The organism is Bacillus sp. AF62 (assembly GCF_050312695.1).
Lineage (GTDB): Bacteria > Bacillota > Bacilli > Bacillales > Bacillaceae_G > Bacillus_A > Bacillus_A cereus.
In genome coordinates this window covers 21,696-39,536 of record NZ_JBNPJZ010000004.1, presented here as the reverse complement: position 1 = coordinate 39,536, position 17,841 = coordinate 21,696, and the positions used below count along the sequence as shown (strand labels likewise).

The window sequence follows — 17,841 nt, the reverse complement described above, 5'->3', positions numbered from 1 at the left end:
AGCATATGTACTTCAGGGGTTTTTAATTCTAATTATTTTCTAGATATAATTATTTGTATGTTCTTGCCCCTTATAATTGCCCTTCCACTCTAGCAAACCAGCTACACATATAAAGAGATTAATAATAGCTAATATTAGCATGACGTATAAACCAGTAGAAATATAAATTACAATGCTAACTACGTTATATAAAATCCATAAATGCCAGTTTTCTAATATTTTTCGACTTAACATAAATTGAGCCACTAGTCCCAATACGGCATTTAAAGCGTCTAAATATGGACTTGTTGACTCTAAATAACGGACTTGATAATAACCCCAACCAATCCAAGCAACTAAAATAAAACTTATATAAAAAGTCCACCCTTTCAAATCTAAACGAACTGTTGCTTTTACCTCTCCCTCCCCACTTCGTGCAATCCAATAATACCAACCATATACATTAAATATAAATTGAAAAGCGGCTAATACTGCCATTGCATATAAACCTTGTGTAATAAAAATGTATAGAAATACCGCAACAGTAATCATGCCAAATAAAAAGTTGGATACTTTTTCTCTCGCTAATAACCAAACATTAATGATCCCCATAATTGATGCGAAAATTTCAATATAACTCGATTGAATATACAATCCAACTAATACACAAATAATACTAGAAACAAGTAAAAAAAGTGGACTTCTAACCATATTTATCTCTCCCTAGATGTGTAATAAATTCCCTATTACCAGTATAAGGAATAGCCCTTTCCTTTACCATGAATTTCCGCCTTCTCATTATCCATTCCATCTACGGTAAGTCTTTTCTTTTTACAAAATTCTCTTAAAGATGATATCGTTTTTATAACATATCTCTACTAGAAAGGAATAAAGGATATGCCTAACAAACATCGAATTTTATTTATTGGTGCTGGTCGTATGGCAGAAGCTATATTTTCCGGATTACTTAAAACAAGCAAAGAATACATCGAAGAAATTATCATCTCTAACCGAAGCAACGTAGAAAAGTTAGAACAATTACAAAGGCGATATAATGTGTCTATTACAACGGATTGGAAGCAGCATATTACATCTGTCGATACGGTTGTTTTAGCAATGCCACCTTCTGCTCATGAAGAATTATTAGCTGAGCTATCTCCGTTAATATCAAATCAACTTGTCGTAACAGTAGCAGCTGGCATTGGACCATCTTATTTAGAAGCTAGACTCCCAAAAGGCACACCTGTTGCTTGGATTATGCCTAATACAGCTGCTGAAATTGGAAAGTCTATCTCCTTATATACAATAGGACAATCAGTAACCGAGATGCATCAAGAAACCCTGCAACTGCTTTTAAGAGGTATTGGTACTTCGCAACTTTTTACTGAGGAAGAAGTTCATCAGCTTACTGCAGTTACTGGAAGTGCACCAGCCTTCCTTTATTACTTTGCTGAAAGCTTAATTGAAGCAACAAAAAGTTATGGAGTCGATGAAGAAACCGCAAAACATCTTGTCATTCAAATGATTTCTGGCTCTGCTTCTATGCTCGAGCAAACGCAAAATCCAGCTAACCTCCGCGAACAAGTAACAACGCCAGGTGGTTCCACAGCTGAGGGTCTCAAAACTTTATACGAATATAATTTTTCAGAGGCAATTCAAAAAGCAGTAGAAGCAACAAACAAAAAAGCTAGGGGGAAATAATATGATTTTAACAAGTTTAAAAGATTATACAACATTACATAACGGTGTAAAAATGCCTTGGTTTGGTTTAGGTGTTTTTAAAGTAGAAGATGGTTCAGAAGTAATTGATTCTGTAAAAGCAGCAATTAAAAATGGCTACCGCAGCATCGATACTGCAGCAATCTATCAAAATGAAGAAGGCGTTGGACAAGCGATTCGTGAATCCGGTGTTTCACGTGAAGAATTATTTATTACCTCAAAAGTATGGAATAGCGATCAAGGATATGAAACAACACTTCAAGCATTTGAAACTACATTAGAGAAATTAGGTCTAGAATATTTAGATTTATATTTAGTACATTGGCCTGTAAAAGGGAAATATACTGAATCATGGAAAGCATTAGAAAAACTTTATAAAGATGGCCGTGTTCGCGCTATCGGTGTGAGTAATTTCCACATTCACCACTTACAAGACGTATTTGAAATTGCTGAAATTAAGCCAATGGTCAACCAAGTAGAATATCACCCACGTTTAGCACAAGAAGAGCTACATGCATTCTGTAAAGAACATAATATCCAGCTTGAAGCTTGGTCACCATTAATGCAAGGACAACTACTAGATAATCCAACGTTACAAGAAATTGCGACAAAATATAATAAATCAACTGCGCAAATTATTTTACGCTGGGATTTACAAAACGAAGTTGTAACAATCCCTAAATCAATTAAAGAACATCGCATTATTGAAAATGCAAACATCTTCGACTTTGAATTAAGTGCTGATGATATGAAAGCAATTCAAGCTTTAAATGAAGATCGTCGCGTTGGTCCAGATCCAGATAACTTTAACTTCTAGTAGAAAAACCACTGCCATATGCAGTGGTTTTTCCGTTTAAGAAAACTGAAAATTTAAACTATATTTCATTTGGTTGACACTTCATTATTCAAGGTGTAAGATTTTGAATTATCAAAGAAACAAAAAAATTAATAAAATTTATTCGTTTACTCATTGTATCAAGAGAGGTGGAGGGACTGGCCCTTTGAAACCTCGGCAGCAGGTTCATTTTGAATACTGTGCCACTTCCTGCAAGCTTTATGCTTGAAAGATAGAATGAGGGACTTCGTTTATATACGGGTGCATAACTTGTACGTAAAAATCCCTCTTTCTCAATATGAAAAGAGGGATTTTTTATTTTTCATTTCCCTCATCATCATCCAAACTTAATTATTTAGGAGGAAAATCAAATGAAAAAGAAGTTTGTACCCGGTATTGCATCAGTTGTAGGAGTAAGTATTTTATTAACTGGTTGCGGTAGTTATAAAAACGAAGCAAGCGGAGCAAATGCAAAAGACGAGGCACCTAGCAAACAGGTTTTAAATTTATCTTCACCTACTGAAATACGAACAATGGATACGGCCCGTGCTACAGATACTGATTCTGGTCAAGTAATGAGAAACGTATTTGAAGGTTTGTATAATCTTGGTGAAGGTAACAAACCTTTCCCTGGCGTTGCAAAATCTCATGAAGTAAGTGGCGATAAAACAAAATACACATTCCATTTGCGAGATTCAAAATGGTCAAATGGCACTCCTGTTACAGCGAAAGATTTTGTGTTCGCTTGGCAGAGAGCCGTAGATCCAGCAACAGCCTCTGAATATGCATTTCTATTCTTTGATATTAAAAATGCAACAAAAATTAACAACAAAGAACTTCCAGCCGACCAACTTGGTGTAAAAGCAGTTGATGACCATACGTTTGAGGTAGAATTGGAGCGTCCTGTTCCGTATTTTATTAGCTTAACAGCGTTCCCAACATTTCTACCAATTAACGAGGAATTCTTTAAAGCACAAGGTGATAAGTACGCTTTAGAAGATAATACAATCTTGTACAATGGAGCTTTTACACTAAGCGATTGGAAGCACGAACAAAGCTTTAAATTTAAGAAGAACCCTACCTATTGGGATAAAGATACTGTCAAACTAGAAGAAATCAATTTTAACGTCGTAAAAGAAAAATCAACAGAAGTAAATTTATTCGAGTCAAAACAATTAGATCGTATAAAACTAACATCTGACTTCGTTGATAAATATAAAAAAGATGCTAACTTTAAAGAACGTCCAAATGTAGGCGTACAATTTTTACGCATGAATCAACAAAACAAAGTACTTCAAAACGTTTCTGCACGCCAAGCAATCGATCAAACAATTGATAGAAAATCCTTTGTAAATACGTTATTAAATGATGGCTCTACACCAACATTTGGTCTCGTTCCAAAAAACTTTGCAAAAGGACCTGAAGGAAAAGACTTCCGTACTGCAAACGGCGATTTAACAAAAGTTGATACAAAATCTGCACAAGAATTATGGAAAAAAGCTAAACAAGAGCTTGGTTCTGAAAAGATAACATTAGAATTATTAACGAGTGATGCTGACCTTGATAAGAAAACTGGTGAATTCTTAAAAGGGCAACTAGAAAAGAATCTAGATGGATTAACAGTAAATATAAAACCGCAACCGCGTAAGCAACAAGTTTCGCTTTTATTAAAAGGTGACTACGAAATCGGAATTGACGGCTGGAGCCCTGACTTTGCGGATCCAATTACATTCCTTGAGCTATTTACAACGAATAACCCTTATAACTTAGATCATTACTCTAATAAGGAATTCGATGAAACAATAGCAAAAGTGAAAACAACTTTAGCTGGTGATGAAAAAGCTCGCTGGGAAGCATTACTAGAATCCGAGAAAATATTATTTAAAGACTCTGTTATCGCTCCTCTTTACCAAAAAGGCGAATCTTATTTAGAACGTTCTTATGTGAAAGGAATTGTGCAAGTAGACTTTGCGGGTCAATTAAACTTCAAATGGGCAAAAATTGAAAAATAAAGTAAAACCGTAATAAGTGGGGGTTCTTCATCCCCACTTATTATTAGCCCACACCAATTGTTTTTTTAGCAAAATATATTAAAAGTAGGTTCTCTCACACAAGAGAATCTACTTTTTTAATATATTATTCCAAGAAATTAACATTCTATTTTTATTATTGACATATAGTTCTTTCCAGTGTTAATATTCTAAATAATCAAAGAAACAAAATATTTCACCATCAAAATATAATGTCTACTAAGTTGAAACATATAACGATAGATTATAGCTCAACATGTATATACATATAGAACACCTGATTACCTATAAACAAATATTTATAATAGGTTCTATCTCCTTCTATAGCTACTTCAAGACATGGACATTATGACGTTACGAACAACACATTTAGGGAGGAACGAACAATGAAGAAAAAAGTTGTACCTATTGTTGCATCTGTTTTAGGGGCAAGTCTATTACTAACTGCTTGCGGGGGAAATAAAGATAATGCAGGCGGAGCGAAAGCAAACGATAAAGCACCTGATAAACAAGCAATTAACTTATCATTCGCTTCAGAAATTCCAACAATGGATGTTGCAAAAGCAACGGATGGGGAATCCATGAATGTAATGCGCAATGTATTTGAAGGTTTATATGCAATGGGAGAAGATAATAAACCAATTCCTGGTGTTGCTGAGTCGGTTGACATTAGTCCCGATAAAACAAAATATACATTTCATCTGCGTGATTCAAAATGGTCAAACGGTACTCCTGTTACAGCAAAGGACTTCGTCTTTGCTTGGCAGCGTGCCGTAAATCCTGATACAGCAGCTGAATACGCATTCTTATTCTTCGATGTACAGAATGCGAAACAAATAAACCAAAAACAATTACCAATTGATCAACTAGGGGTCAAAGCTGTTGATGACAAAACGTTAGAAGTACAACTAGACCGTCCTGTTCCCTACTTCTTAAGCTTAACGACATTCTCAACATTCTTACCAATTAATGAAGAGTACTTAAAATCTCAAGGCGATAAATACGGTTTAGAAACAAATCATTTAATTTACAACGGTGCTTTCACATTAGATAACTGGAAACACGAACAAAGTTTCCAATTGAAGAAAAACCCTAACTATTGGGATGCTAAAACGGTAAAATTAGAAGAAATCAACTTCAATGTCGTTAAAGATAAGTCTACAGAAGTGAACTTATATGATTCAGGACAAATTGATCGCGTTGCTTTAACTGCAGAGTTTGTTGATAAATATAAGAGCGATCCAAACTTCAAGGAACGCGCTGAAGTCGGCATTCAATTCTTACGACTAAATCAGAAAAATGAAACATTAAAAAATCAACATGCACGCCTTGCTATTAACGGCGCAATGAATAAAAAGGCTTACGTAGAAACAATTTTAAATAACGGTGCTATTCCAGCTGAAGGAATGGTTCCTGCGAAATTTGCAAAGAGTCCAGAAGGCAATGACTTCCGTAAAGAAAATGGAAATCTAGTCAAGGATGATGTGAAAACAGCGAAAGAAAACTGGAAAAAAGCAAAACAAGAACTTGGTACTGACAAAGTAACAATCGAACTATTAACAAGTGACAATGCTTTAGCTAAAAAGACTGGTGAATATTTAAAAGGTGAATTAGAAAAAAACCTAGATGGATTAACAGTGAATTTAAAACCACAACCACGTAAACAACAGTTGAAACTACTATTAAGTGGTGACTATGAAATTGGTATTGACGGCTGGGGCCCTGACTTCGCTGATCCAATTACATTCTTAGATTTATTTACAACAGATAGTGCTTATAACTTCGATAAATACTCTAACAAAGAGTACGATGAGCTAATTCATAAAGTGAAAACAGATTTAGCTGGCGATGAAAAAGCACGCTTTGAAGCAATGAAGCAAGCTGAAAAAATTCTATTACAAGACGGCGCTGTCGCTCCTTTATACCAACAAGGTCGTTCTTACTTACAACGCTCTTTCATTAAAGGACTTGTAACGACTGACTTCGGCGGTGAATTTAACTACAAGTGGACAGAAGTTGCAAAATAACAAAAGTAAAAAGGTATCCTACGAAGGATACCTTTTTACTTTTATACAACTTTAACTACAGAGCTTCTTCTTCCCTTTACCATTCCTTTTATAGCTAAAGTCTTCACTGCTACTGATTGTGTAACCAATACAATAACTAATAATGAAATAATATTTCTCTCTAAACTAACTCCTCCAAATTTTATTGTATAATAGCCATTCGCTGCATATGTTACAGGAAATAATCTACCGATTGTTTGATATGTTTTAGAAAGCATTTCAGTACCTCCTCACAACTTCAATTTACCATATACATACAAATCGTTTTTGATTTAAATTGCGGATTAGCCCTTGTGACTGCAGGATAATAATTTATTTTCAACACATACATAATTACATGTTTTTGGGAAAAACTTGTATAGAACGAATTTACATAAGGAGGAATTTATAATGAGAATTCTACTATCAGTTTTATTAGCTCTTATGCTAGTACCTGCATTAACAGGATGTAAAGCTCCTGCAAAAGAAGACACAACTTCTAATAAAAAGACGACTGAAGAAGCAAAAAATGAGGCTCCTGCAGATTTAAAACTAAACTTCAATGAATTCGATTTAAAGGCAGACTACCAAGATACAAAGAAAGACTACGAAGCAGACTATAAAAATGTAGCAGCTGATAAGAAAATGGAAGCAAAAATTGAAGATCATAAAGCAGATGTAAAATTAACAGGAGACGAGGCTATCACAAAATTAAGCCCACTTCTACAAGAATTAAAATTTGATAAAGATACTCCTGACCAAGAAGTAATCGATCAAGTAGTGAACGTGTTCAAACTTGATAAAGACTATCAAAAATTCGATTTAGAAGTTGTCTTCTCTGATGGAACGAAAAAAGAATATAAAAGAGAAATAAAATAAAGAAGTAGGCGGTTGCCTACTTCTTTATTTTTTAATTTTTGCGTATCTTAATTCTGGACTAGAACCAATAATGAATTGGACACCGGATACTGATGATTTTTGTAAATATGAGGCACTTGGGAAAATAATTGGGATTAATGGTGAATCTGTAAACATAATATCTTCCGCTTTATGCAATAAGTCAAAACGCTTATCTTCGTTTTGCTCAACTTCTGCTTCTTTTACTAAGGCGTCAAATTCTTTATTATGCCATTTTGCATAGTTATTCGGACCATCACCTGCATATAAATCTAGTTTAGTAATTGGATCTAATAAAGAGCCGCCCCATCCCATATAAGCTAATTGGAAATCACTTTGCTTGTATGTGTCGATGTAACTCTTCCACTCTTTATTTTCTAATTTAATATCTACGCCAAGATTTTTCTTAAACATTTCTTGCATTGCTTCTGCTACTTTTTTATGTTGTGTATCTGTAGTGAATTTTAATGTTACTTCAGGTAATGTAGACCACCCTTGTTCTTTCATACCTTCTTCTAATAATTTTTTCGCTTCTGCTGGATCAAATTTAACGTAATCACCTTTTTCTTTACGGAAATCACGACCACTTTGTGTTTTTGCTCCTTCTGGAACGAATGCATATGCTTCTTGCGCATTATTTTTATACAGTTTTTCAACGATAAATTTACGATCAACCGCTAATGAAAATGCTTTACGTACCTTCGCATTTGTAAACGGCTCTTTTTCTACGTTAAACGAATAAATATAAGATGAGAATCCTGCAACACGCTTATATTCTTTATTTCCTTTTTCTTTTTCAATCATCTCTTGTGGTAAACCACTTAGTAAATCTAATTCTTTTGATTTAAATAATTGATACGCTGTTTTAGAGTCTGGAATAATACGAAACTCAATTTCTTTTAATGTTACCTTTTTATCGTAGTATTCTTTATTTTTTTGTACTGTAATAGCCTGGTTATGCTTCCACTCTTTTAACTTGAATGGTCCATTCGTAATTAACTCTTTTGGATCTGTTTTTAATTTATTATTATCATCAATCGACTTTTTAGCTAATGGAATAAATAATGAGCTTGCTAATTTCTGTTTAATAGAAGCAACTGGATGTTCAAGAGTTACCTTTAATGTTTGAGGATCAACGACTTGAATACCAACTTGTCCCTCTTCACCTTTTCCAGTATTATATGCCTCTGCCCCTTTAATGAAATACATTTCTGTCGCATTCATAGAACCCGTTTTCGGATTTAATAATCGCTTCCATGCAAATTCAAAATCATTTGCCGTAATCGGAGAACCATCTGACCATTTAATATCTTTCTTCAAATGGATTGTATATTCAGTTCCATCAGCATTTACTTCTTCTTTCTCTGCTAATTCATTTTGATATTTCCCATCACTATCTTGCGTATATAAACTTGAAAACAACTGCCCAATTATATAACCTGACGTGCTATCTGTTGCAATAGCAGAATCAAGTGTGTATGGATCACTACTAATATTCGTTACTAATCGATCGCCTTCTCCCTTACCAGCACTCGCCTTTTGCGTCTCTTTCTTACCGCAAGCGACCGAAGTAATCGCTAAAACAGTCATAATGATAAACAGTAAAAACTTCTTCATCCTACATTCTCCTTTAACCCGAAATTTTTGGTGTTGATGCTAACAATGTTTTTGTATAAGAATGTTGTGGATTACGGAACACTTCGTCCGTATTTCCAAATTCAACAAGTTCTCCTTTATATAAGACAGCCACTTTTTCACATAAATAGTGAACCATCGGCAAATCATGTGCGATAAATAAATATGTATAGCCTTGTTCCTTTTGAATTTTTTGCAGCAGATGTACAATTTGAATTTGCAATGAAACATCTAATGCTGAAATTGGTTCATCAAGAATCAATACTTCTGGCTCACACAATAACGCTCTTGCAATAGCAATTCGTTGACGTTGTCCTCCGCTAAATTCGTGCGGATAGCGATCGATATATCGTCTATCTAATCCCACACGTTCTAGCGCATCACCTGCTACTTTATCCTTTAATCCTTTATCACCTAAACCGAATGAAATATAACCTTCCGTTACGCTATCGCGTACTTTCCAGCGCGGATTTAATGCTGCTGTGGAATCTTGAAAAATGAACTGTACTTTCTGTAAAAAATCTCGCCTATGAGCTGATTTTAGCTTGTGAACGACTTGACCGTTATAATCAATTTCACCAGACGTTGGACTCTCAATCCCTGCTATGAGCTTTCCAAGTGTTGTTTTTCCTGAACCACTTTCACCAATAATGCCAAGTGTTGTTCCTTTCGGAATAGAAAGTGATATGTCTTTTAACGCTGTGATTTCTTTACTTTTACTTCCATACGTTTTCGTTACTTGCTTTATAGTAATTAAATCTGTCGTCATGAGGCATTCACCTTCTCTTTTGATTTCGCTTTATTATGCTCTAGAACATGTTGCCAACAATGTGAACTATGCTCCTTAGAATATGTTGTTCTCTCTGGGAAACGATGAATACATTCTTTTATCGCTACTGGACAACGATTTACAAAAGGACAACCAAAGCTATTTAATGTTTCAATGGAAGGTGTCGTTCCTTCTATAGCACGTAATACCTTTTCGGAATCATCCATATTTGGAATTGCTTGTAATAAACTTTTCGTATATGGATGTTTAGGAGAACCTATTACCTCCTGTATCGTTCCTTTTTCAACGACACGTCCCCCATACATAACAACTACTCGATCAGCTACTTCACGTACAAGTGCCAAATCATGTGTAATTAATAAAATACTCGTATTTTGTTTTTCTTTTCTTTCTTTTAATAGCCCCATAATTTGTTTCTGAATCGTTACATCTAACGCTGTTGTCGGCTCGTCTGCAATTACAAGCTTTGGGTGACAAGCAAACGCAATTGCTAAACAAATACGCTGCCTCATACCTCCGCTTAATTGATGTGGGTACTGTTCAAAGCGTTTCTCTGCTTCATGTATCCCTAAACCTGTTAACAAGTTAATCGCAATTTCCTTCGCTTCTCTTTTCGATTTTTTCCCATGTTGCAAAACTACTTCTGTAATTTGTTTGCCTACCTTCATCGTTGGGTTTAAAGATGAAAGCGGATCTTGAAATATAAAGGAAATATCTTTTCCGCGAATTTGATTCCATTCTGACTCTTGTAAATTCGTTAATTCCTTTGCTTGGAAAGCTATATTCCCATCATCGATATGAATTGATTCTTGATTCAAGCCGATAATGGATTGTGCTGTGACACTTTTTCCCGAACCACTTTCTCCTACAAGTGCAACTATTTCACCTTCGTTAATAGAAAAGGAAACATGTTTCACAATCGCTTGCTTACTATTCTCTTTTTCAACGGCTAACGTTACGTTTTCTAAAGATAAGATTTGTGCCATGTTTTTTCTCCTTTCGATTCCGTTTGACGATTTTTGGATCAATCGCATCTTGCAAACCATCACCAATTGCATTAAATGCGAACATAATGAGTGCAATCATGATTGCCGGGAAAAATAGCTGCCACCATTCTCCGCTCAATAATGTCCCGAGTGCATCATTCGTCATCGTCCCCCAACTTGCCGCTGGTGATTGTACTCCAAGTCCTATAAAGCTTAAAAATGATTCTGAAAAAATAGCTGCTGGAATTGTAAATGATAAATTCACGATAATAATCCCTGTTAAATTCGGAATTAAATGCCCATATATAATTTTCATATGTGATGTACCTAATCGCTCTGCTGCAATAACAAACTCTCGTTGTTTTAAAGACAATACTTGTGCTCGAATGAGACGAGCCATTCCAATCCATCCCGTTAATGCAAGAGCGATAATAATGGTGAAAAGACCTGGTTTCATAACAATTAATAGTAAAATAACAATTAATAAATATGGGATACCGTATAATACTTCAATTCCTCTTATAATCCACTCATCAATTAACGTTCCAAGGCGATTACGTCCTCTCACATATCCACTAAATCCACCAATTAGTACACCAAGACCTATATCGAGGGCAGCTGCTACTAATCCAACTGTTAGTGAAATCTTCCCACCAGCCCAAGTACGTGCCCAAATATCTCTCCCTAGATCATCTGTTCCAAACCAATGTTCACTACTCGGCGGTAAATTTGTTGCCTCTTTTACTTGTTCACTCGCAGTAAATGAAGTTAAACTTTCGCCAATAAGCGAGAAAACAATAATGAGTAATAACGTCACTGTTCCTAAAACTGCGATTGGATTCGATATAAACTTACGAAACACTTCTTTCTTTCTGCTAATTGTTTGCTGATCTTTATTTATCGTTAATTCTTTTTTCTCTTCTTTCGTTAATAACTGTTCATTAATCTCATAAGCCCCCATTTAAATATCCCCCCTCCTTATGTAATAGAACGAATACGCGGATCAACAATGCGATGAATAATATCTGTAATGAAAATACAAGCAATTAATAATGCACTATAGAAAATCGTTGTTCCCATAATCACCGGATAGTCTCGGTTAAAAATACTATCTACAAAATATTTTCCTAGGCCAGGAATTGAAAAGATTTTTTCAATAACGAAAGTCCCTGTTAAGAGTCCAGCCATTAACGGTCCAACAAATGTAAGTACTGGAACAATCGCATTTCGAAGAGCGTGTCTTATAATAATCTTCTTAATTGGTATACCTTTTGCTCTTGCTAGCTTAATATAATCACTCTGCAGTACTTCGATCATATTAGAACGAACAAACCTTGTAATAACTGCGATTGGCCCTAACGCTAATGCAAAGGATGGCAATACCGTATGTTCGAATGTTCCCCAAGAGGCTACTGGTAAAAACTCAAATTGGATAGCGAATACTTGTATAAATAGTGGTGCTAAAATAAAACTTGGAATAGAAATACCTAAAATTGCGAGCAAACTCACACTATAGTCAATTACTCTCCCATGATATAGAGCAGCAAATGTCCCTGCCGCAATTCCTACTAACAATGAAATAACAAGTGCTTGTAGACCAATAATTGCTGATGGACCAAAGCCAGTTGTTATAATTTCTGATACACCTTGCCCGGTTGATTGAACAGATTCACCAAAATCAAAATGAACTACACCGTCTAAATAAGCAACATATTGATTCCATAACGGTTCATCAAGGTGATACTTCGCTCTCATGTTTTGGATCACTTCTTCAGGAAAGATTTTTGCATCTGATGAAAATGGATCTCCCGGAATAATATGCATAATTAGAAATGTCACTGTCGTAATAACCCATAGTGTGAACACCATAACCGATAGTTTTTTAATTACATACACTTCAATAACCCCCTAAACACATGAATTTACTTTGTTTTATGAATGTACTTTTTCCATTACTCACTTTTCTCTTTTTAGAATACAAAAAGCCTTGATCTTAAAAAATAAGATCAAGGCTTAACAAACAAAGGCCCATCACTTATCTTTCAAGACTTGCTTGCTGGAATTAGCACGGTGTTCCTATTACAGAACCCGCTGCTGAGGTGTCATAGGGCCAGTCCCTCTACCTCTCTGGATAAGTAAATTGCTATATTATTATTTGGTTCAAATTGTATATTTCGAATTATAATTCTGAAAAATTGAAAAGTCAATCAAATTGGATAAATTTAGAAAAATCAGTTTTTAATTCATTTATCGAAATTACAGTTTTCGGCTTATAATAAAAAGAAATGATGTTAAAGGAGTTATAAGATGGACCCCTTACTTCTTGCTACTATAGGATTACCCTTAACAATCGTTATACTTGTCATGATCGGCTCCTATAAACTCTTTATTAAAAAGAAACGTATTACTTCTTTTTATACTCCTTTCGATAATATTACCGGGCAAACTATTTCCGAATTTCACGAAGAACAGAAAATATTAGTATCTGAGGATGAAGACGGAGATGGCAAGAAGAAAAAATAACCTTGCACAGGCAAGGTTATTTTTTCGTTTCTGCTTGAAAACGTTTATAGTATGTCGATGCTGTTGCAAAGTTAATTTCTATATCACGAATCAACGATGAATCTTCTTCTTTAGCTAACTTCTGTAATTTTTTCATCGCTTGTTCTGATTCATTCAAGAAACCAACATATACCTCATGTTCTTGCTCTTTCGACTTCGGAACACGAATTTCTTTACGTATATGATCAATATCTTCTAACATGCTCGTTGTTACCTTTTGCACGTCTTCTTTATATGTAGCATTCGTTATTTCCTTACCGCCCTTTTCTTTTGCCACTTCAAATAACTGCAGTGCTTTATTAATTTCTTTATTCATTTTTATATCGTATTTTTCATGTACTGCAAGGTATTCTTTCATCTCTTCTGTTTGTTCAGTAGATTGCTCTACCTTTTCTTTCGGTTCTTTCGGTTCTTTCGTATCTTTATTTCCATTACATCCTGCTAGAAGGAGCATACTTCCCATTACAGCAATACCCAAAACCTTCTTCATCTCTTCTTCTCCTTTTATCTACAGCTATTACTCATTATAGTTTCTTTTATCTCCACTTGTTATTATACCGAGAACACCCTACTTTTTACACTTAAGACGACATCGTAATATATATACCAACATGTTTGTCACAGTATCGTCACTTTATACAAATAACTTTTGCAATGCTTTACTACATCACCTTACAAAACTGTAAGCACACATAAAGAACAAACCATGCTAGACTTACATATGCATAACACAAACATATGTAAGGTTTTAAGGAGAATCATCTATGTACAACACAATGCCTTTTATGGGAGAAGATATTCGTGTCCTTATTCGCGAAAAATCACTTCATATCGAAAATACAGAGAGCCTTCGCCGCGTATTAAAGAAGAAGCATGCTCCATTTAAGTTAGCTCAATATTTAAAACAACAACATACAAATCAATTTCATACCGTGCTAAATATATCGGATAAATCATTAACAATCGAAATCATCGGTCATGTCTACATTGGAAACTTTGCAGATACCTTAAAGGAAATCCCACGTATACCGAAGATTGCTCCTATTATCGTTAAAAAAGCGTATAAAATTACTGACCATACCGATATTATCGACTGTGGGGAAAAAGAAGTCGATAGTAATCGCTGGGTGTGGGATAAACTTGCTGTTTTATATGATACGATCATGAATAATATGTATGAGGTATTTCAAAGAAATGAAAAAAAGAACTGATTCAAACATTCCCTTTGAATCAGTTCTTTTTTGTTAAGCCTCTAAATTTTGTCTTTGTTGCAGTTCAAACTGCTTCTCACTTCTTCTGGCCATAAATAGATAACATAATACTGCTCCTACTTCACAAAGCGCAATAACAACACCCATCGGTAACGCTGTATTACTCCCACCAATACCTACTAGCGGAGCGACAAGCGCTCCTGAAATGAACTGTAATAAGCCTAATAAAGCTGACGCTGTTCCTGCAGCTTGCTTCTGATTTCTCATCGCTAATGAGAACCCAGTTGTTGATACAACCCCGACACTTGATACAACAAGGAATAACGAACATAAAACACCGATTAAACCTATTCCTAGTACGATTGTCAGTAGTAAAGATAGGCCACCAACAGCTGCGATAATAATACCAGCAACAAATAATGTCTTCTCATTTACTTTCCCCGCTAAACGACCCGTTACCTGACTAGCAATAATAATACCGATGCCGTTAATCGCAAAGAATAAACTAAATTGCTGTGGTGATGCTCCGTATATGTTCTGCAACACAAATGGTGAGCCCGAAATGTATGCAAACATTGCCGCTGTTACTAATCCTTGTGACAATGCATATCCCATAAACAGACGGTCCTTTAACAATTTTCCGTACGTCGCCAAAGTCCCTGACAAACCACCTGTTTCTCTTTCTTCAGGAGGTAATGTTTCACGTAATACAAAAATAGCTGAGATTAACATGAATACGCTAATTGCTCCAAGAACGATGAAAACACCGCGCCACGTTGTAAACTGTAATAATTGCCCCCCAATAATCGGTGCCAAAATAGGTGCTGCTCCGTTTACTAACATAAGCAGTGAGAAAAACTTCGTCATTTCAGAACCTGAATACATATCACGTACCATCGCACGTGATATAACAATCCCGGCTGATCCTGAAGCTCCTTGTAGGAAGCGCAATAACACTAATGTCCAAATAGATGGCGCAACAGCACAAAGTAAAGAAGAAGCAACATAAATAATAAGAGCAATAATAAGAGGTTTGCGTCTTCCGTAAATATCACTAATTGAGCCAACAAATAATTGTCCTACTGACAGCCCAAGCAAACAAGCTGTTAATGTAAGCTGCGCGAGGGATGCACCTGTTTGCAAGTCATCCGTTAACTTCGGTAATGAAGGCAAATACATATCAATAGATAATGGCCCAATCGCCGTAAGTGTTCCTAATACAAGAATCATCCATAACCTGTTTGCCTTTACAGGTTTATATATTTCGTGATTAACTTCATTCACTTTTTCAATTCACCCTTTCCTATACACACTGAATCGTAACAATTATAGTTACATCATAAACATACGTCAAGTACAGCGCATTTTCCTCTTTCATAATGTAAAAAAAGCGATAGAAATTCTATCGCTTTACTTTTTCACATTGCTATTCGCAAATTTAGATACCGAGGCCATCGTCTCTCCTGTATCTAAATATGTAATTTGAATTGGGTCTCCTACTTCTGTAAACATAGCATACGGGAATTTCTTCACTGGTATCATAAATACCTTTTGTTCATTCTCTAAAAGTACGTACACGATTGTATTTTCACCTGATTTCTCTTTATATACACGTTGTACAATACCTTCTTTTTGCGCTTCTTTTCCTGTTGAGGTTGGTCTAAAGGTATCACCATTACCGCTCATTACGTTTTTATAATTCTCAAGCGCTTCTTTCTGCGTCGAACCTGTCGCAAATATTTTTGCATTAGCAGCATATACAACTGTATGTGCACGTACTAGGCCTCCGTCATCAACAACCGGAATTATCCAAGCTGGTTTTCCGTATACGTTATAAATGACAGGCATTGTCCCATGCCATTTCTCTCTCTTAAAGGAATTATCCACTACTTCTGTAGCTGCTGAACCATCCATAATTCCCTTTACTTCTTTGCCGTTATAGTAATATAACTTACCTGTACGCGCATCAATAAGCGAGTAACCTAACGCAGAATCTACTCCTTCTTTCGGAGAGGTGAAATCAGTAAAGTAATATAACGTTCCATCCTTACCAAAGATTGGTGTAACTCCTTCTTTCGTTCCCCACTCAGTCGGAATCTTCATATCAGTTTGCGAGAATTTCGTATTCCAAAATCCGTGAATATATTTACCAAAGTACGTATTTAACGTAGATGCAGTCTCATGATTTAATACACCATCAACAAATTTAGGTGCCTTTCCTTTATCATACCTTTTCACTTCACCTGTTTGTGCGTCTACTACGACAACACCTTCTACCTCAAATCCTGATCTTCCTGAAATAAATTCACCATACGTCATTGTATAATATGGTTTCCCTTTATCATCAACCTCAAATTTAGGTTTCCCTTTAAAGATTAAATTTGGTTCTGCTTGCCTTACCACACGTTCTAAATTATTACCAAAAAACATGCTTGGTACATATTTCATTTTATAACCGAGGTGTAATTTCGCTTCCGCATCAGGATTCGTACCTGACATCGTTACATACCCTGGAATTGTCTCAGCTTTACGCGCTTTAAAAAATCCTGAAACTTCAATCGGCGCTACATATAAAGCTTCGCCGTTTACCATTTGTGGCGTTAATTCTCCTAGCTCAAAATAAGCTACTTTCGGAATATCACCAAATACTTTTTTCATCTTATTCTCCGCTGTCTTTGGCGGCACTGTAAACGGCTGGTCATTTTCAGTAAATGGCTCTGAAATATCTTTCTCTATCTTAACAACAGAATCATATTTCTTTTGCGAGATTACTATATCGTGCAAATAACCAAAGTAGCCGTAACTTGCGAGTAAAATAAACATTAGAAGTCCTTTTAATGTACCTTCTAATTTCCCTATTTGATCTTGTGAAAATAAAACAAGCCCAATTAAAATTGCTACTGCAACAGAATAATGAGTAAGAATCGAGTCTACTCGATCATCAATTAGCCAAAAGTATTCATAGATTGCAATACCTATCCAAAATAAAACAGGAATAACTAAAATAGATGATTTCTTACCCTTTACAACCTTCTTATCTCCCTTCTTATCCACTGCTCGAAGCTTACTACTACTTCTTGTCCATGGAATCAAAAACAAAGTAAGAATAGCTAAAACTACAAATTTCATCAAAGGCACTGTCCCCTTTTCTT

The 17,841-nt window shown here is 35.4% G+C and carries 17 protein-coding genes and 2 riboswitches; of the genes, 7 read left to right on the top strand and 10 right to left on the bottom strand.

Translation table 11 applies throughout. The annotated features are described in order from the left end of the window. Positions 1 to 39: 39 nt before the first annotated feature. On the bottom strand, positions 40 to 690 hold the full coding sequence (gene pnuC, locus ACQRBL_RS00910) for a nicotinamide riboside transporter PnuC (RefSeq protein ID WP_000252483.1): 651 nt from the start codon (positions 688 to 690) through the stop codon (positions 40 to 42). A gap of 186 nt (positions 691 to 876) precedes the next feature. Between pnuC and proC the strand changes: the two genes are divergently transcribed. The 4 genes from proC (at position 877) to ACQRBL_RS00890 (ending at position 6,590) form a co-directional block, all read left to right on the top strand. Continuing rightward, a complete protein-coding gene (gene proC, locus ACQRBL_RS00905; RefSeq protein WP_001133009.1) occupies positions 877 to 1,680 on the top strand; it encodes a pyrroline-5-carboxylate reductase in 804 nt (267 codons plus the stop codon). Between the two features lies 1 nt (position 1,681). After that, the gene (locus tag ACQRBL_RS00900) at positions 1,682 to 2,515 is read left to right on the top strand and encodes an aldo/keto reductase (RefSeq protein ID WP_000604196.1); all 834 of its coding nucleotides are present in this window, start codon (positions 1,682 to 1,684) and stop codon (positions 2,513 to 2,515) included. A gap of 152 nt (positions 2,516 to 2,667) precedes the next feature. Then, a riboswitch (SAM riboswitch) is annotated at positions 2,668 to 2,772 on the top strand. A 132-nt stretch (positions 2,773 to 2,904) separates the two neighbouring features. After that, positions 2,905 to 4,545 carry a peptide ABC transporter substrate-binding protein gene (locus ACQRBL_RS00895; protein ID WP_000726449.1) on the top strand — a complete coding sequence of 547 codons (1,641 nt, stop codon included), beginning with the start codon at positions 2,905 to 2,907 and terminating at the stop codon, positions 4,543 to 4,545. Positions 4,546 to 4,949: 404 nt separating this feature from the next. After that, on the top strand, positions 4,950 to 6,590 hold the full coding sequence (locus tag ACQRBL_RS00890) for a peptide ABC transporter substrate-binding protein (protein WP_411996339.1): 1,641 nt from the start codon (positions 4,950 to 4,952) through the stop codon (positions 6,588 to 6,590). 41 nt (positions 6,591 to 6,631) lie between these two features. On the opposite strand, the gene ACQRBL_RS00885 is transcribed toward ACQRBL_RS00890, so the two are convergent. After that, the gene (locus ACQRBL_RS00885) at positions 6,632 to 6,847 is read right to left on the bottom strand and encodes a hypothetical protein (protein WP_411996340.1); all 216 of its coding nucleotides are present in this window, start codon (positions 6,845 to 6,847) and stop codon (positions 6,632 to 6,634) included. A 172-nt stretch (positions 6,848 to 7,019) separates the two neighbouring features. Here ACQRBL_RS00885 and ACQRBL_RS00880 point away from each other — a divergent pair, with 172 nt between their 5' ends. Further along, on the top strand, positions 7,020 to 7,487 hold the full coding sequence (locus ACQRBL_RS00880) for a YusW family protein (RefSeq protein ID WP_001221552.1): 468 nt from the start codon (positions 7,020 to 7,022) through the stop codon (positions 7,485 to 7,487). Positions 7,488 to 7,511: 24 nt separating this feature from the next. On the opposite strand, the gene ACQRBL_RS00875 is transcribed toward ACQRBL_RS00880, so the two are convergent. Genes ACQRBL_RS00875 through ACQRBL_RS00855 form a run of 5 tightly spaced genes read right to left on the bottom strand, consistent with a single transcriptional unit; the run spans position 7,512 to position 12,812 of the window. Beyond that, a complete protein-coding gene (locus ACQRBL_RS00875) occupies positions 7,512 to 9,122 on the bottom strand; it encodes a peptide ABC transporter substrate-binding protein (protein WP_000714086.1) in 1,611 nt (536 codons plus the stop codon). 13 nt (positions 9,123 to 9,135) lie between these two features. Continuing rightward, a complete protein-coding gene (locus ACQRBL_RS00870; protein ID WP_000205647.1) occupies positions 9,136 to 9,909 on the bottom strand; it encodes an ABC transporter ATP-binding protein in 774 nt (257 codons plus the stop codon). Next, a complete protein-coding gene (locus tag ACQRBL_RS00865; RefSeq protein ID WP_000057272.1) occupies positions 9,906 to 10,916 on the bottom strand; it encodes an ABC transporter ATP-binding protein in 1,011 nt (336 codons plus the stop codon). Before ACQRBL_RS00865 ends, ACQRBL_RS00870 begins: the two co-directional genes overlap by 4 nt. Beyond that, positions 10,873 to 11,877, bottom strand: a complete 1,005-nt coding sequence (locus tag ACQRBL_RS00860; RefSeq protein WP_000501532.1) for an ABC transporter permease — start codon at positions 11,875 to 11,877, stop codon at positions 10,873 to 10,875. Before ACQRBL_RS00860 ends, ACQRBL_RS00865 begins: the two co-directional genes overlap by 44 nt. 17 nt (positions 11,878 to 11,894) lie before the next feature. Next, on the bottom strand, positions 11,895 to 12,812 hold the full coding sequence (locus tag ACQRBL_RS00855; RefSeq protein ID WP_000289326.1) for an ABC transporter permease: 918 nt from the start codon (positions 12,810 to 12,812) through the stop codon (positions 11,895 to 11,897). Positions 12,813 to 12,948: 136 nt separating this feature from the next. Continuing rightward, a riboswitch (SAM riboswitch) is annotated at positions 12,949 to 13,054 on the bottom strand. A 169-nt stretch (positions 13,055 to 13,223) separates the two neighbouring features. Here ACQRBL_RS00855 and ACQRBL_RS00850 point away from each other — a divergent pair. Continuing rightward, positions 13,224 to 13,439: a DUF3951 domain-containing protein gene (locus ACQRBL_RS00850; protein ID WP_000371398.1), complete on the top strand. Its 216-nt coding sequence runs from the start codon at positions 13,224 to 13,226 to the stop codon at positions 13,437 to 13,439. 16 nt (positions 13,440 to 13,455) lie between these two features. Here the strand turns inward: ACQRBL_RS00850 and ACQRBL_RS00845 are convergent, their stop codons facing one another. Further along, on the bottom strand, positions 13,456 to 13,968 hold the full coding sequence (locus tag ACQRBL_RS00845) for a hypothetical protein (protein ID WP_411996341.1): 513 nt from the start codon (positions 13,966 to 13,968) through the stop codon (positions 13,456 to 13,458). 274 nt (positions 13,969 to 14,242) lie between these two features. On the opposite strand from ACQRBL_RS00845, the gene ACQRBL_RS00840 reads away from it, so the two are divergent. Continuing rightward, positions 14,243 to 14,689: a hypothetical protein gene (locus ACQRBL_RS00840; RefSeq protein WP_000282869.1), complete on the top strand. Its 447-nt coding sequence runs from the start codon at positions 14,243 to 14,245 to the stop codon at positions 14,687 to 14,689. 33 nt (positions 14,690 to 14,722) lie between these two features. On the opposite strand, the gene ACQRBL_RS00835 is transcribed toward ACQRBL_RS00840, so the two are convergent. Continuing rightward, positions 14,723 to 15,982 carry a multidrug effflux MFS transporter gene (locus ACQRBL_RS00835; protein WP_223618461.1) on the bottom strand — a complete coding sequence of 420 codons (1,260 nt, stop codon included), beginning with the start codon at positions 15,980 to 15,982 and terminating at the stop codon, positions 14,723 to 14,725. A 117-nt stretch (positions 15,983 to 16,099) separates the two neighbouring features. Beyond that, entirely contained in the window at positions 16,100 to 17,818 is a 1,719-nt protein-coding gene (locus ACQRBL_RS00830; protein ID WP_000674039.1) for a DUF3981 domain-containing protein, read from the bottom strand. Positions 17,819 to 17,841 lie beyond the last annotated feature (23 nt).